Origin of the sequence: Pseudomonas fluorescens group sp., from assembly GCF_020093335.1 — a bacterium.
GTDB classification, from domain to species: Bacteria; Pseudomonadota; Gammaproteobacteria; order Pseudomonadales; family Pseudomonadaceae; genus Aquipseudomonas; species Aquipseudomonas petroselini.
This window is the reverse complement of sequence record NZ_JAIOKW010000022.1, coordinates 46191-61806: the sequence shown is the minus strand read 5'-3', so window position 1 is coordinate 61806 and position 15616 is coordinate 46191. Positions and strand designations below refer to the sequence as shown.

The following is a 15616-nucleotide window of genomic DNA, read 5'->3' as shown; positions in this document are numbered from 1 at the left end:
CCGTTATAAAGCTGCAACTTAATTTATAGGCAGGTGGCCGACCGGGTACAGGGTGAAGCTTTCAGTTGAAAAGCTGAAATGGCTTTCTATACACTTACCCACTGGCCAGCTGCCTGAATTTGTCCATTAGGAGTTAAACAAGGTATGAGCACCATCGAAGAGCGCGTCAAGAAAATCGTCGCCGAGCAACTGGGCGTTAAAGAAGAAGAAGTGGTCAACACTGCTTCCTTCGTAGAAGACCTGGGTGCCGATTCCCTTGACACCGTTGAGCTGGTGATGGCTCTGGAAGAGGAATTCGAGACCGAAATCCCGGACGAAGAAGCTGAAAAAATCACTACTGTTCAAGCTGCTATCGACTACGTTACTAGCCACCAGGCGTAATAGTTTGTAGTCGTCGCTTGCTGTCAGGGAAAAACCGCACTGCTGTAACGGCGTGCGGTTTTTTCTTTAAGCGCTGATGAAAAGTCGGTTCTGATGCAAAGTGTCGTCATCAAGAAAAAGGAGAGTGCTGTGTCGCGTAGACGCGTCGTAGTCACCGGTATGGGTATGTTGTCGCCACTGGGCACGGATGTGCCGAGCAGTTGGCAGGGCATTCTGGCTGGCCGCAGTGGTATTGGTCTGATCGAACACACGGACCTTTCTGCCTATTCCACCCGTTTTGGCGGCTCGGTAAAGGGTTTTAATGTCGAGGAATATCTCTCGATAAAAGAGTCCCGCAAACTCGACCTGTTCATTCAATACGGCCTGGCAGCCGGTTTTCAGGCGGTGCGTAACGCCGGCCTGGAAGTCACCGACGCCAACCGTGACCGCATCGGCGTGGCCATGGGTTCGGGTATTGGCGGTTTGACCAATATCGAAGAAACCAGCCGCACCTTGCACGATTCCGGCCCCCGTCGAATTTCACCGTTCTTCGTGCCGGGTTCGATCATCAATATGATTTCCGGTTTCCTGTCCATCCACTTGGGCGCACAGGGACCTAACTACGCCATTGCCACCGCCTGCACCACCGGTACGCATTGCATCGGCATGGCGGCGCGCAACATCGCCTATGACGAAGCCGACGTGATGATCGCCGGCGGCGCCGAAATGGCGGCCTGCGGCCTGGGCATGGGCGGCTTCGGCGCGTCCCGTGCGCTGTCGACCCGCAACGATGAGCCGACCCGTGCCAGCCGTCCGTGGGACAAGGGCCGTGATGGCTTCGTATTGTCCGACGGTGCCGGTGCGCTGGTGCTGGAAGAGTTGGAACACGCCAAGGCGCGTGGCGCCACCATTTACGCCGAGCTGATCGGCTTTGGCATGAGCGGTGACGCCTACCACATGACCTCGCCACCGTCCGACGGTGCCGGTGCTGCGCGTTGCATCACCAACGCCCTGCGCGATGCGAAGGTCAACCCGGACCAGGTGCAGTACATCAATGCCCACGGCACCTCGACCCCGACGGGCGACCTGGCGGAAGCCGAAGCCATCAAGTCGGTGTTCGGTGAGCACGCGTACAAGCTGGCGGTCAGTTCCACCAAGTCCATGACCGGCCACTTGCTGGGCGCGGCGGGCGCGGTTGAAGCGATCTTCAGCGTCATGGCCATCAAGGATCAGGTCGCTCCGCCGACCATCAACCTGGATGAGCCGGACGAAGGTTGCGACCTGAACTTCGTGCCTCACGAAGCGCAGCCCATGCCAATCGACGTGACAATCTCCAACTCGTTCGGGTTTGGCGGTACCAACGGTTCCCTGGTGTTCCGCCGGTTCGCCGAGTGATGCACAGCTGGGTCGACGGTCAGCCAGCGGACAGCGTGCCTCTGAAAGATCGTGGCCTGGCGTATGGCGATGGGCTGTTCGAGACCCTCGCCGTCAAGGCCGGGCAGCCTGTGCTGCTCGACCGCCACCTGCAACGCCTCGAAGAGGGGTGCAGGCGCCTCGCTTTGGTTGCGGATCAGGTGCTGATCCGCAGCGAAGTGCTGGCCTTTGCTGCCGCCCTCGGCGATGGCGTTCTCAAATTGATCCTCACCCGTGGCGACAGCCTGCGCGGTTATGGCATTACCCCTGGCGCCCCGGCGCGCCGTATCTTGCAGGGCGGTCCGCCCGCTACCTATCCCAATGCCCATGCAGCCGACGGCATCCGCCTGTTTGCCTGTGCTACCCGCTTGGCTGAGCAGCCGTTACTGGCTGGCCTCAAGCACCTCAATCGCCTGGAGCAGGTGATCGCCCGCGCCGAGTGGCAGGATGCCGAACATGCCGAAGGCTTGATGCTGGATGTGTCTGGACGCGTCATCGAGGGCGTATTCAGCAACCTGTTCCTGGTGCGCAACGGCTTGTTACTAACCGCCGATCTGAATCGTTGTGGGGTTGCCGGCGTGATGCGCGCCGAGATTCTGGCCCAGGCGCAAACCCTGGGCGTCCCGGTGGCCGTGGTCGACATCAGCCTTGAGCAGTTACAGCAGGCCGATGAAGTCTTTGTGTGCAACAGCGTTTATGGCATTTGGCCGGTGCGTGGGTGCGCTGCGATGAGCTGGCCGGTTGGACCGCTCACCCGTAAACTGCAGGGCCTTGTTCGCGCACTATTGGGTATTTGAGTTGATACGAAAACTGGTTGTACTGCTGCTGATCGCCTTGTTCTCGGCGGCGTTGCTGTTGGGCTATTCGGCCTGGAAGTTCGATTCTGCCTTGAAGCAGCCCTTGAACCTGACCCAGGAGCAATTGCTCGATGTACCGGCGGGGGCGACCCCTACCGGCACCTTCAATCGCCTGGAAGCCGACGGCGTGCTTGAAGGCGCTTTCTGGTTGCGCCTGTACTGGCGCTTCAACCTCGACGGCCAGCCACTGCACAGCGGCGAATACCGCATGACACCCGGTATGACGGCGCAGGGCTTGATCGGCCTGTGGCAGCGCGGTGAAGTGGTGCAATACAGCCTGACACTGGTGGAAGGCTGGAACTTCCGCCAGGTGCGCTCGGCCCTGGCCAAGCATGAAAAGATCGTGCAAACCCTCTCGGGCCTGACTGACAGCGAAGTGATGGACAAGCTCGGTCACCCCGGCGTGTTTCCCGAAGGGCGGTTCTTCCCGGATACCTATCGTTTTGTGCGGGGCATGACCGACGTCGAATTCCTGAAAAAAGCCTATAACCGCCTGGACGATGTCCTCGCTCAGGAGTGGAGCAAGCGCGCCGCCGATGCGCCCTACACCGACCCTTATCAAGCGCTGATCATGGCCTCGCTGGTGGAGAAAGAGACCGGCGTGCCTGAAGAGCGTGGGCAGATCGCCGGGGTGTTTGTGCGTCGCCTGAAGATCGGCATGTTGCTGCAGACCGATCCGACGGTCATCTACGGCCTGGGCGAGCGCTACAACGGCAAGCTGACCCGCGCTCACCTCAAGGAAGCCAACCCCTACAACACCTACATGGTCGCCGGCCTGCCGCCGACGCCCATCGCCATGGTCGGTCGCGAGGCGATCCATGCCGCGCTGAACCCGGTGCCGGGCAGCAGCTTGTATTTTGTCGCAAGGGGTGACGGCAGCCATATTTTCTCCGATGACTTGGATGCGCATAATGCCGCCGTGCGTGAGTTCCAGCTCAAGCGCCGCGCCGATTACCGCTCCAGCCCGGCGCCGGTGGTGAAACCTGCGGAAGATGCAGCACCATCGGCCGATGCGCCCGCCGAACCGCCGGCTGCTCCTGTGCCGGACACCGCCGCACCGCAAAGCCCGCAATGACTCTGACTAAGGACTGCCTGTGACTGGCTTGTTTATTACCCTGGAAGGCCCCGAAGGCGCCGGCAAAAGCACCAACCGCGATTACCTGGCCGAGCGTTTGCGCAGCGAAGGCATCGAGGTGGTGTTGACCCGCGAACCGGGTGGTACGCCACTGGCGGAGCGCATCCGCGAAGTGCTGCTGGCGCCGGGTGAAGAACAGATGAACCCGGACACCGAGCTGCTGCTGGTGTTTGCCGCGCGCGCCCAGCACCTGGCCGAAGTGATTCGTCCGGCCCTGGCCCGTGGTGCCGTGGTGATTTGCGACCGCTTTACCGATTCCACTTACGCCTACCAAGGCGGTGGCCGCGGCTTGTCCCTGGCGCGCATCGCCACCCTGGAAACCTTCGTCCAAGGCGATTTGCGCCCTGACCTGACGCTGGTGTTCGACCTGCCGGTGGAAGTCGGCCTGGCCCGTGCCAGTGCCCGTGGCCGTCTGGACCGTTTCGAGCTGGAAGGCCAGGCTTTCTTCGACGCAGTCCGTACCGCGTTCCTCACACGCGCCGCCGCCGAGCCTGAGCGTTATTACCTGCTGGATGCTGCCCAGCCGTTGGCCCACGTGCAGCAAGCCATCGATGCGTTGTTGCCGACCCTGCTGGAGCGCGCCCGTGGCTGAAGCCTACCCGTGGCAGGATAGCCTGTGGCAACAACTGGCCGGCCGCGCCCAGCACGCGCACGCCTACCTGTTGCATGGGCCGGTGGGGATCGGCAAGCGTGACCTGGCCGAGCGGCTCATGGCCAGTTTGCTGTGCCAGCGTCCGGTCAACCTGGAAGCCTGCGGTGAGTGCAAGTCGTGCCTGTTGCTCAAGGCCGGCAGCCACCCGGATAACTACGTGCTGGAACCCGAGGAAGCCGACAAAGCGATCAAGGTCGACCAAGTGCGTGACCTCGTCAGCTTCGTGGTGCAAACCGCGCAGATGGGCGGGCGCAAGGTGGTGCTGATCGAGCCGGTGGAGGCGATGAACATCAACGCCGCCAACGCGTTGCTCAAAAGCCTGGAGGAGCCGTCCGGCGACACCGTTTTGTTGCTGGTGAGCCACCAGTCCAGCCGTCTGTTGCCGACTATCCGCAGCCGGTGCGTGCAGCAGGCGTGTCCGCTGCCGAGCGAGGCCATGAGCCTTGAGTGGCTGGGGAAGGCGTTGCCGGACTGCACCGAGGACGAGCGCGTCGAGTTGCTGACGCTGGCCGCCGGCTCGCCGTTGGCGGCGGTGAAGCTGCAAGCCCAGGGCGTGCGTGAGCAGCGCGCGCTGGTGGTGGATGGCGTGAAGAAACTGATCAAGCAGGAAATGTCCGCCACCCAATTGGCAGAAACTGCCTGGAAGGACATTCCCTTGCTGTTGCTGTTCGACTGGTTCTGCGACTGGTCGAGCCTGATCCTGCGTTACCAGCTGACCCAGGATGAAAACGGCCTGGGTCTGCCGGACATGCGCAAGGTGGTGCAGTACCTGGCGCAGAAAAGCGCCCAGGACAAAGTCCTGACTATCCAGGACTGGATCCTCGCGCAGCGCCAGAAAGTGCTCGGCAAGGCCAACCTGAACCGCGTGCTGCTGCTTGAAGCGCTGCTGGTGCAGTGGGTCGGTTTGCTCGGCCGCCGTTAATTTCCGTGGCCGGCGGGTGTATCGTCGGCCAGACACTTTTCGTGACTGAAGTTGTAGATACCTATGCTCGTAGATTCCCATTGCCACCTTGACCGCCTCGACCTGGCCCAGCACGACGGCTCCCTTGATGCCGCGCTCGAAGCCGCACGCCAGCGCGGGGTAGGGCACTTCCTGTGCATCGGCGTCAGCGCCGAAAACGCCGCCGACGTTAAAGCCCTGGCCGAGCGTTATGCCGATGTGGATTGCTCGGTGGGTATCCATCCGCTGGACCTCAAGCCCGGCGAATCCCCGGCCCTCGACTGGTTGCTGGGCGAACTGAACCACCCGCGCGTGGTGGCCATCGGCGAAACCGGCCTGGATTACCACTACGAACCCGAAGCCGCCGAGTTGCAGCAGGCGTCCTTCCGCCTGCACCTGCAAGCTGCCCAGCAGACCGGCAAACCGGTGATCGTCCACACCCGTGGCGCCCGTGCCGACACCCTGACCTTGCTGCGCGAAGCCGCGCTGCCGCAGGCCGGTGTGTTGCACTGCTTTACCGAAGACTGGGACATGGCCAAGGCGGCCCTGGACCTGGGGTTCTACATTTCGCTGTCGGGCATTGTCACCTTCCGCAACGCCGACGCCCTGCGCGACGTCGCACGCCAAGTGCCGGCCGACCGTCTGCTGGTGGAAACCGATTCGCCGTACCTGGCGCCGATCCCCCATCGCGGCAAGCCGAACTTGCCGGAGTATGTGCGCGATGTGGCGGATTACCTGGCGATGCTGCGCGGTGAGTCCTACGAGCGCTTTGCCGAACAGACCACTGCAAACTTCAAGCGTCTGTTCCCGCTGGCTCACGTCGCCGGCTGACGCACAACGTTCAGAAGCTGACAAGTCCCCCCGTAGTGAGCGGGCTTGTCGAATCGTCGCACCGCCCGCGCTGGGCTGCGAAGCAGCCCCAAACCAGGCGACTCGATCTATCTGGAACTCGGCGGTGTCTGTGTCAGGGCTGCTTCGCAGCCCAGCGCGGGGCAAGCCCGCTCACTACAGCATTGTGTAGATAACTAAATCGCAGGCAAAAAAAACCCGGGTTCTGGGGGGGCGAATCCGGGCTAAGACCATTAGGAGTAAAACAAGGGCACGCGGTCCGTTGGTACCCAGGTCAGCGCTTCACTTGGGGGAGATGTCACGCCGACAGTTGAAGTATTGATCAGTATCCGATTCAGTCCAGTCGCGACTGGTCGTTTTTTAAACAGATTTGGAATACGCGCGCTTCGCTTGAGTTCTCATCAGGCCGGTGCACGGGTGCGGTTTTTGCGTGTTATTTCTGACTGATATCAATGAAAACGTTGGCGTGCTGAAAGTAAAGTGCATTCCGGGTTCACATAGACATTGCCCAACGACCGTTCAGTCGGGATAATCCCTCGCATCGGGTAAATCGTATCGTCACGTATCCGTGGCCTTGCGTAACCCTCCCTCTATCGACCTCTGCAGACCTCTTACTCATGCACAAAGAACCCCGTAAGGTCCGTGAGTTTCGCCGCCGTGAGCAGGAAATTCTCGACACCGCACTCAAGCTGTTCCTCGAACAAGGTGAAGACAGCGTCACCGTCGAGATGATTGCGGATGCCGTGGGTATCGGCAAAGGCACGATCTACAAGCACTTCAAGTCCAAGGCCGAGATCTACCTGCGGCTGATGCTCGACTACGAGCGCGACTTGAACGAACTGCTGCATTCGGCCGACGTCGACAAGGACAAGGAAGCCCTGTCCCGCGCCTACTTCGAGTTCCGCATGCGCGACCCGCAGCGCTACCGCCTGTTCGACCGCCTGGAAGAGAAGGTGGTCAAGGGGCACCAGGTGCCGGAGATGGTCGAGGAACTGCACAAGATCCGCGCCTCGAACTTCGAACGCCTGACGCTGCTGATCAAAGGCCGCATCAGCGAAGGCAAGCTGGAAGACGTGCCGCCGTATTTCCACTACTGCGCCGCGTGGGCGTTGGTGCACGGCGCCGTGGCGCTGTACCACTCGCCGTTCTGGAGCAATGTGCTGGAAGACCAGGAAGGTTTCTTCCAGTTCCTGATGGACATCGGCGTGCGCATGGGCAACAAGCGCAAACACAGTTCCGAGCAGCCACCGCTGGAATCGCCGTCCACGTAATGATTTGCTGCCACGCGTAGTACCCCAGGAATATACTCAGGCATGGACTCTTGCTAAAAGCTGATTTATCAGTCAGCTTTTAGTGCGCCCGAATCATCCTCTGCCGGAGTGTTCCATGATCGTTGATCGTCAAGGCAGGCGTTTTCGCAATTTGCGGATCAGCCTGACCTCAGCCTGTAATTACGCGTGTACCTACTGCGTGCCTAATGGCAAGCGGCTGGTGGCTGCCCAGGACGAACTCTCGGCCGAGGCCATGGCCCGTGGCGTGGAATACCTTATTGAAGCGGCCGGCATCGACCGCCTGCGCATCACCGGCGGTGAGCCGTTGGTCAGCCCCAAGCTGGAAGCCTTCATGGGCGCAGTCGGGCAGATGGGCCTCAGTGACATCAGCTTGACCACCAACGGCCAACTGCTGGCGCGCAAGCTGCCATTGCTGGTGGAGGCCGGGATCAAGCGCATCAACGTCTCCCTCGACACCCTGGACCCCGACGCCTTCCGCAGCATCGCCCGTGGCGGCGACCTGGCCACCGTACTTGATGGCATGGACCAGGCCCGTGCCGCCGGGATCAAGATCAAGGTCAACATGGTGCCGTTGCGCGGCCAGAACCTCGACCAAGTCATGCCGCTGCTCGACTACTGCCTGGAGCGTGGCTACGAGCTGCGTTTTATCGAGCTGATGCGCATGGGCCACCTGGCCAAGGATTCCAACGCGTTCCTGCAGCAATTTGTCAGCCTGCAGCAACTGTTGAGCCTGATCGGCGAGCAGTATGAATACCTGCAAGCCAACGCTCCCGTGGACGCCACCGCGGTGCGCTACGAAGTGCCGGGCAAGGGTTTCTTTGGTGTGATCGCTAACGAAAGCGTGCCGTTCTGCCGTACCTGTTCACGGTTGCGGTTGTCGTCCACCGGTTGGCTGCACGGGTGCCTGTCGTCCAGCAACCGTCACTATGTCGGCGACCTGCTGGACAAGCCGCGCCATCAAGCACTGCCGGCGCTGCAAGGTCTGTTGATGAAGGCTTTGGGTGACAAGCAGGAAGTAGCGTTCTCGGGCGGCGCCACGATTATGAAAATTATCGGCGGCTGACCCACCCCCAAGACAACACACTACCCAGTGTGGGAGGAGGCCCCTCCCACATTTGTCATATGTTGCTACCAAATGGCGCAAAACCTGCATCTCACGCCCATTCGCCGGTTTTCCGTCACCGGCTTCTGGAGGATTAGGATGCGTAGTCTGGTTTTGTTGCTGGTGTCGTTGACGCTGAGTGGTTGCATGACCGTCAGCGATATGGCCGAAGGCACCCGTTATCAGATGAGTGACGCCGGCTTGCTGGACCACAGCGATACCCGTCGCACCGCCTCGATTCGCGTGCAGCCGGACTCCTTTATCTTTATTGCCCAGGGCGCCTTCGTACCACCGGGCAGCGCCTATCCGCGCCCGAACGTGGTGGCCGAGGAAGCCTTCAACGGTTTTGTCGAATATTTCCCCATGGTGCGCCGTGCCCGCCAGCCGGAAGGCTTGGAACAGGCGATGGCCGAAGCCCGCGCGGCGGGCGCTCACTACCTGCTGTACTGCCGCTTCGCCAAGGCCGATGACCGCATCGGTAACGCGGATGAGTGGGCCGATCAGGAAGCCCTCGACCGCGTTGGCCTGGACAGCGGTGTCATCCAGATCATGTTGATCGAGACCAGCACCCAGTATTTGATTGATACTGCACGTATTCGCAGTCGTGGCGGTTTACTGACGTTCCACGATAACAAGCCAGAAGATTTGATTGCCCGTCCGCTGGCGCAGTACGCCCGAGGCCTGCTGGGGATGAGCAATCAATAAGCACCAGGAGAGCACCATGACCGATTCCGCCAAGGCCAACGACTTGTTGGCCCAACTGCCCAAAGGCAAAGGACCGGCGCCGGTGCACCTGTGGAACCCGGACTTCTGCGGCAATATCGACATGCGTATCGCCCGTGATGGCACCTGGTTCTACCAGGGCACGCCGATCGGGCGTAAGCCGATGGTCAAGTTGTTCTCCAACATCATTCGCCGCGATGGCGATGATTACTTTCTGGTCACTCCCGTAGAAAAAGTCGGCATCACCGTCGATGATGCGCCGTTTGTCGCCGTTACTCTGGAGGTAGAAGGGCAGGGCGAAGGTCAGTTGCTGCGTTTCACCACCAACGTGGACGACCAGATCGAGGCTGGCCTGGAACACCCGCTGCGGGTCGTGATTGACCCCGTTACCCAGGCGCCTGCCCCTTACCTACGGGTGCGCACCAACCTTGAAGCCTTGGTGCATCGCAATGCGTTCTACCAGTTGGTGGAGCTGGCGGTGAGCCGTCCGATCAACGGTCAGAACTGGCTTGGCGTCTGGAGCGGCGGGGCGTTTTTCCCCATCGGCCTGGAGCCCTGAAGTCGGTTTTTTCTTTTTCCTGAAATAATTTGCTTGCTGCCAACGGGTGCTTTCGGTTATCAATTTGTACATGATTAGACATGTTCGATTTGATAAGAAAAAACGCGTCGTCGACGAGCTCATCCGCCGTATCGAGGGTGGGGTGATGGCCGACGGTGTCCTGCTGCCGGGCGAGCACCAATTGGCCGAAGAGTTCGCGGTCAGCCGCGGTACCCTGCGCGAAGCCCTCGCCGAGCTCAAGCGGCGCAATTACATCGCGACCCAAAGCGGCGTCGGCTCCATCGTCACCTTTGACGGCATGGTGCTCGACCAACGCAGCGGCTGGGCCCAGGCCCTGGCCGACACCGGCGCGCGGGTGAACACCGACATCCTGCGCCTGGAAGCGGTGACCCGCCCGGACCTGTTCAGCCGTTTCGGCAGCGACCAATTCATTGCGCTCGACCGCCGGCGACGGACCACTGATGGTACGGCCGTGTCCCTGGAGCGCTCGCTGATGCCGGCTTCCGGTGGCTTGGAAAGCCTGCCTCGGGTTGGCCTGATCGACGATTCCCTGACCATCACCCTGGCCGCCTACGGCTACGTTGGCGCCGAAGGTGACCAGTGGATCGGCGCCGAACCGCTCAGCGACGAAGACGCCGAGTTGCTTGGCCGCCCCGCAGGCACGGTGTTCCTCAAGGCCTCGCGTACGACTTACGACCGTCGCGAGCGTTTCATGGAATACGTCGAAAGCTTGCTCGACCCGCTGCACTTTCGCCTGCACCTTCAGTTTGGACACTCGAAATGATCCCGCACAATCGCGCCCTCGGCGCTTTCTACGGCTTGGCGTTGGGCGATGCCCTGGGCATGCCGACCCAGTCCCTGAGCCGCGAACAAGTCCGAGCGCGTTTTGGTGCCATCACCGGCCTGGAAGATGCCGACGCCGACCAGCCTATCGCGCCCAACATGCCGGCGGGCTCCATCACCGATGACACCGAGCAGGCGATCCTGGTCGGCGAATTGCTGGTGGAAGGCCAAGGCAAAATCGAACCCACCGTGCTCGCCCAGCGCCTGATCGACTGGGAAGCGGTGATGCGCGCCAAGGGCTCCCAGGACTTGCTCGGCCCCTCCACCAAACGTGCGATCGACATGATCCTCGCCGGGCACACACCGGAAGAATCCGGGCGCTACGGCACTACCAACGGCGCAGCGATGCGTATCACCCCGGTGGGCATTGCCGCCGATGTCAGCGACCCGGCGCAGTTTATCCAGGCGGTGATCCAGGCGTGCCAGGTCACCCACAACACCACATTGGGCATCTCCAGCGCTGCGGCGGTGGCGGCGGTGGTCTCGGCCGGTATCAACGGCGTGGACCTGGGCGAAGCGCTGAACATCGGCACGCACGTCGCGCAGCAGGCGGAAGGCCACGGTCATTGGATCGCCGGTGGGCGGATTTCCACCCGCATCAGTTGGGCACGGACCTTGAGCGTCGGCAGCGGCGACAAGGCCCTGTTCGCCGACCTGCTGTACGAACTGATTGGCACCTCCGTGGCTTCCCAGGAGTCGGTGGTGGTGTCGTTTGCCCTGGCCCAGCAAGTGGCGGTGGGCGAGATGAATGCGTTCGAAGCACTGTGCCTGGCGGCCAGTCTTGGCGGTGACACCGATACCATCGCCGCGATTCTTGGCGCCATGCTCGGTGCGTGCCTGGGCATGCAGTGCTGGCCTGAGGCGATGATCCAACAGGTCAAGCAAGTCAATGGCCTGGATGTGCAGCCGTTGGTTCAAGCGTTGCTCAAATTGCGATAAGCGCCGCAGGCAAACATGTGGGAGCGAGCAAGCCCGCTCCCACATTCGATAGCGTCGAGTCATGGAGACCGAATAGACATTTCGCTTTGATTCTCTGCCACAACCACAACAATACAGGCACCAGGAGCACCCCATCATGAGCAGCACCTCTTCCGGCCAAAGCGCCGGGCAATTGGAAACGCGCGGCATCGAACCGGTCCCTGAGGCCGAGTGCAACGGTCATCCGTTGCAATTGTTCTGGGTGTGGTTCGCGGCCAACATCAGCATCCTCGGCTTGCCGCTTGGCGCAACCCTGGTCGCGTTTCGTGGCCTGGCCATCTGGCAGGCCGTCATCGTCGCGATCCTTGGCGCCGCCGGTTCTTTTGCGGTGGTGGGCATCATCTCCATCGCCGGCCGTCGCGGCCGTGCCCCGAGCCTGACGCTGTCCCGCGCCATCTTCGGTGTGCGCGGCAATATCGGCCCGACGTTGGTGTCGCTGATGTCACGGCTGGGCTGGGAAACGGTCAACACCACCACCGCCGCCTTCGTGCTGCTGTCGTTGTGTTCGATCCTGTTCGGTTCACCGGTAGAGGCGAAAAGCGCGCCGGTCCTCACGCTGATCTTCATCGCCATCTTTGTGTTGCTGACCCTGTCCGTTTCCGGCCTGGGCCACGCGACCTTGCTGGTGATCCAGAAGTGGGCCACCTACGTGTTCGGCGCCTTGAACATCCTGGTCGGCGGTTTCCTCTGCGCCACCATCGATTGGAGCGCAGTGTTCAACGCTACCCCGGCACCGCTCAGTGCGATGATCATCGGCGTCGGCACCATGGCCGCCGGTACGGGTATTGGCTGGGCCAACGCCGGTGCCGACATGTCGCGTTACCAGCACCGCAGCGTCAAGGCGGTGCGCCTGGTGGCGTCGGCCGCGTTTGGCGCGGGCATTCCGCTGGTGTTGCTGATCACCCTCGGCGGCCTGCTGTCGGTGGGCAACAATGACTTGGCCTCGGCCACCGACCCGATCATCGCGATCCGCGACATGCTGCCGACCTGGATGGCGGTGCCGTACCTGATCACCGCGTTCGGCGGGCTGCTGCTCTCCAACAACCTCTCGGTGTACTCGGCCGGCCTCACCACGCTGACCCTCGGCTTGAAGGTCAAGCGCGTGCATGCGGTAATCGTCGACATCGTGGCGATCTTCGCCGGCTCGATCTACTTCATGCTGATCGCCGACAGCTTCTACGGCCCCTTCATCACCTTCATCTCGCTGCTGGCGGTGCCGATTACCGCGTGGGTCGGTATCTTCGTGGTCGACCTGATCCACCGTCACTACTACAGCCCCAAGGACCTGCTGGACGTCAGCCCCAGCAGCGCCTATTGGTATCGCGGCGGCGTGGAGTGGCGTGCGTTCGGCGCCTGGGCCGTGGCGATCGTGTTGGGTTTCAGCTTCACCACCATCGGCACCACCGCCGAAAACATCTGGTTCGCCGGGCCGTTGTCGGACTCCTGGCTGGGCCACAACGGCCTGGGCTGGATCGTCACCTTCCTGGTGGCCGGCGGGATTTATGCGGTACTGGGCGGTGCGTCTGACCGTCGCCCGGCTTTAGTCGAGAGCGCTAATGTCTAGATTGCTGCACACCGGCCAGGTCATTGTCGACCTGGTCATGGCCCTTGATACCTTGCCCGCCACCGGCGGCGACGTGCTCGCGCAATCGGCCAGTTTCGAAGCCGGCGGTGGCTTTAACGTAATGGCCGCCGCGCGGCGTAATGGGTTGCCGGTGGTCTACCTGGGGCGACATGGCAACGGGCGCTTCGGCGACCTGGCGCGAGCGGCGATGCAGGCCGAGGGTGTGGAGATGGCCCAGGCGCCCAGCACGGATAAAGACACCGGCTTGTGTGTGTCGCTGACCGAGGCCACCACTGAGCGCACGTTCATTTCCCATATCGGCGCCGAAGGTGATTTGAGCGCCGAGGACTTGGCGGGCGTGCTCCCGCAATCGGACGATTATGTGTACGTCAGCGGCTACAGCTTATTGCTGGAAGGCAAGGCACAGGCATTGCTCGATTGGCTCTTGGCGCTACCGCGTGACATCACTGTGGTGTTCGACCCGGGGCCGTTGGTCAAGGCACCGGATTCGGCGCTGATGGTGGCGTTGTTGCCGCGTATTGATATCTGGACGAGCAACGGTCCGGAAGCGCTGGCGTTTACCGGTGCGCGTACGGTTGCGCAGGCGCTGGTCGATCTCAATCGTCACCTGCCCGCAAACGCTTTGCTGGTGGTGCGTGATGGGCCGAACGGTTGCTGGGTCAGCCGCGAGGGCCAGGCGGAACATGTACCGGGCTTTAAGGTGAGGGCGGTAGACAGCAACGGCGCAGGGGATGCCCATGCCGGTGTGTTTATCGCAGGGTTGGCCAATGGCCTGGCACCCGCTCAAGCGGCACAGCGGGCGAATGCGGCGGCGGCACTGGCCGTGACGCGTTGGGGCCCGGCCACGTCCCCTGGCACCGCCGAAGTCGACGCCCTGCTCGAGCAGTAAATACAGTCGAGAAATGTGGGAGGGGGCAAACCCCCTCCCACATTTAGCTCATTAGAAAGGCTACTGGCTGGTTTCAGACTCCAGCTTGCGCGCCTCATCCACACCCGACGCGGTCAGCTTGATCGGCAAATTCAACGCGTATTCACCGGCGTCGTCGGTGGTCACATGCCCATCCTTGATCAACCCGCGGTCTTGCAGAAATGCCAAGGCACTGGCGACCACTTTCTCTCCGCGGTAGTTATCCAGCACCTCCTTGCCCAACCCATGGGGGTGAGCGTGCAGCAGGCGGGTGAGGACTTCTTTTTCAAGGTCTTTGTCGACGTTCATGCGTACCTCTTCACTGGGAAATGATCGGGTGTTCGTCTTGCGGGCGATGAATCAAGGTGCAGGTTGTTTTGGCGCACCTGGGACGTTGGAATCATCGCCCTTGTTGATGTTCGGCTGATTGATCGCAGGGCCCATCTTGCCGTTGCCGACGGCGGCAGGCGCCTGGCGCTGGGTGTCATTGCCCTGGGTGCGAGGATCGGCGCCCGGCTGGATGATCGCACCACCATTGGTGTCGAGGCCCGTGCCCATGGATTTCTGCGACTCGGTGGTGGCATCAGGCGTTGGATCGGTCGGTCCGGTGGTCGAGCTGGCGGCAAAGGCGCTCAGAGACGCAGCAGACAACAGGCCGGTGAGGGCGAGGGCAGCAAACTTGGAATTTTTCATGAGGGTGTCTCCATATGATTAATGTCCTTACCTACTATTGGTCAGCCCTGGTTTCGTGTTCGTGCCTTGATGGCGACGAACGGTCTTGTGTCACCTGTAAGATTTTGTGTGTCGGTGACCACGAAATTGCGCTGCAACTCGTCATGAAAGCGCCTTAGTATGTGTGCTTTGAAATTGCCAAGGCTCGCCCATGACCATCCAGATTCGCCCCGCCGTGCCCAGCGATGCTGCGCAGATCCTGACGTTCATCACTGAGCTGGCCGAGTACGAGAAGGCCCGGCACGAAGTGATCGCCAGTGTGGTGGACATTGAGCGCAGCCTGTTCAGCGAGGGCGCCACCGCCCATGGCCTGATCTGCTCGCGCGATGACGTGCCGATTGGTTTTGCGGTGTTCTTTTTCAGCTATTCCACGTGGCTGGGCAGTAACTGCCTGTACCTGGAAGACCTCTACATCAACCCGGAACAGCGCGGCGGCGGGGCGGGCAAGAAGCTGTTGCGCCACCTGGCGAAGATCGCCTTCGATAACGGCTGCGGCCGCTTTGAGTGGAGCGTGCTGGACTGGAACGAGCCGGCGATTGCCTTCTACAAATCCATCGGCGCCCAGCCGCAGGAGGAGTGGGTGCGCTATCGCATGGAAGGTGATGCGCTGCGCGACTTTGCACTGGGCTAACCCCCTGTCTTCAAACACTGAAGATCAACTGTGGGAAGGGGCTAGCCCCCTCCCACAT

The 15616-nt window shown here is 61.5% G+C and carries 18 protein-coding genes; 16 read left to right on the top strand and 2 right to left on the bottom strand.

Annotation, left to right across the window (positions count from 1 at the left end):
* The first annotated feature begins 144 nt into the window (after positions 1-144).
* The 15 genes from acpP (at position 145) to K7431_RS20720 (ending at position 14177) form a co-directional block, all read left to right on the top strand.
* Positions 145-381, top strand: a complete 237-nt coding sequence (gene acpP, locus K7431_RS20790; protein ID WP_003175607.1) for an acyl carrier protein — start codon at positions 145-147, stop codon at positions 379-381.
* Positions 382-510: 129 nt separating this feature from the next.
* Positions 511-1755, top strand: a complete 1245-nt coding sequence (fabF, locus tag K7431_RS20785) for a beta-ketoacyl-ACP synthase II (protein ID WP_015885431.1) — start codon at positions 511-513, stop codon at positions 1753-1755.
* A complete protein-coding gene (gene pabC / locus K7431_RS20780) occupies positions 1755-2570 on the top strand; it encodes an aminodeoxychorismate lyase (protein WP_043205767.1) in 816 nt (271 codons plus the stop codon). The genes fabF and pabC overlap by 1 nt, the downstream gene beginning before the upstream one ends.
* A 1-nt stretch (position 2571) precedes the next feature.
* Positions 2572-3705, top strand: a complete 1134-nt coding sequence (gene mltG / locus K7431_RS20775) for an endolytic transglycosylase MltG (protein WP_015885429.1) — start codon at positions 2572-2574, stop codon at positions 3703-3705.
* A gap of 19 nt (positions 3706-3724) precedes the next feature.
* The gene (gene tmk / locus K7431_RS20770; RefSeq protein WP_015885428.1) at positions 3725-4357 is read left to right on the top strand and encodes a dTMP kinase; all 633 of its coding nucleotides are present in this window, start codon (positions 3725-3727) and stop codon (positions 4355-4357) included.
* Positions 4350-5339 carry a DNA polymerase III subunit delta' gene (locus K7431_RS20765; RefSeq protein WP_015885427.1) on the top strand — a complete coding sequence of 330 codons (990 nt, stop codon included), beginning with the start codon at positions 4350-4352 and terminating at the stop codon, positions 5337-5339. The genes tmk and K7431_RS20765 overlap by 8 nt, the downstream gene beginning before the upstream one ends.
* A 63-nt stretch (positions 5340-5402) precedes the next feature.
* Positions 5403-6188 carry a TatD family hydrolase gene (locus K7431_RS20760; protein ID WP_015885426.1) on the top strand — a complete coding sequence of 262 codons (786 nt, stop codon included), beginning with the start codon at positions 5403-5405 and terminating at the stop codon, positions 6186-6188.
* Positions 6189-6823: 635 nt separating this feature from the next.
* Entirely contained in the window at positions 6824-7477 is a 654-nt protein-coding gene (locus K7431_RS20755; RefSeq protein ID WP_015885425.1) for a TetR/AcrR family transcriptional regulator, read from the top strand.
* Positions 7478-7592: 115 nt separating this feature from the next.
* Positions 7593-8561, top strand: coding sequence for a GTP 3',8-cyclase MoaA (locus tag K7431_RS20750; RefSeq protein ID WP_015885424.1), 969 nt, complete (start codon positions 7593-7595; stop codon positions 8559-8561).
* A 138-nt stretch (positions 8562-8699) separates the two neighbouring features.
* Positions 8700-9305 carry a DUF4823 domain-containing protein gene (locus tag K7431_RS20745; protein WP_015885423.1) on the top strand — a complete coding sequence of 202 codons (606 nt, stop codon included), beginning with the start codon at positions 8700-8702 and terminating at the stop codon, positions 9303-9305.
* A gap of 16 nt (positions 9306-9321) precedes the next feature.
* A complete protein-coding gene (locus tag K7431_RS20740; RefSeq protein ID WP_015885422.1) occupies positions 9322-9882 on the top strand; it encodes a DUF1285 domain-containing protein in 561 nt (186 codons plus the stop codon).
* A 70-nt stretch (positions 9883-9952) separates the two neighbouring features.
* Positions 9953-10666, top strand: a complete 714-nt coding sequence (locus tag K7431_RS20735) for a GntR family transcriptional regulator (protein ID WP_046035657.1) — start codon at positions 9953-9955, stop codon at positions 10664-10666.
* Positions 10663-11664, top strand: a complete 1002-nt coding sequence (locus K7431_RS20730) for an ADP-ribosylglycohydrolase family protein (protein WP_015885420.1) — start codon at positions 10663-10665, stop codon at positions 11662-11664. The genes K7431_RS20735 and K7431_RS20730 overlap by 4 nt, the downstream gene beginning before the upstream one ends.
* Before the next feature lie 136 nt (positions 11665-11800).
* The gene (locus tag K7431_RS20725) at positions 11801-13267 is read left to right on the top strand and encodes a purine-cytosine permease family protein (protein WP_015885419.1); all 1467 of its coding nucleotides are present in this window, start codon (positions 11801-11803) and stop codon (positions 13265-13267) included.
* Positions 13260-14177 (top strand): PfkB family carbohydrate kinase, encoded by a 918-nt coding sequence (locus tag K7431_RS20720; RefSeq protein ID WP_015885418.1) that lies wholly within the window; start codon positions 13260-13262, stop codon positions 14175-14177. Before K7431_RS20725 ends, K7431_RS20720 begins: the two co-directional genes overlap by 8 nt.
* 60 nt (positions 14178-14237) lie before the next feature.
* Here the strand turns inward: K7431_RS20720 and K7431_RS20715 are convergent, their stop codons facing one another.
* A complete protein-coding gene (locus K7431_RS20715) occupies positions 14238-14504 on the bottom strand; it encodes a hypothetical protein (RefSeq protein ID WP_015885417.1) in 267 nt (88 codons plus the stop codon).
* A gap of 51 nt (positions 14505-14555) precedes the next feature.
* On the bottom strand, positions 14556-14888 hold the full coding sequence (locus K7431_RS20710) for a hypothetical protein (RefSeq protein ID WP_015885416.1): 333 nt from the start codon (positions 14886-14888) through the stop codon (positions 14556-14558).
* Positions 14889-15078: 190 nt separating this feature from the next.
* Between K7431_RS20710 and K7431_RS20705 the strand changes: the two genes are divergently transcribed.
* Positions 15079-15558, top strand: a complete 480-nt coding sequence (locus K7431_RS20705; protein WP_015885414.1) for a GNAT family N-acetyltransferase — start codon at positions 15079-15081, stop codon at positions 15556-15558.
* The last annotated feature ends 58 nt before the right edge of the window (positions 15559-15616 follow it).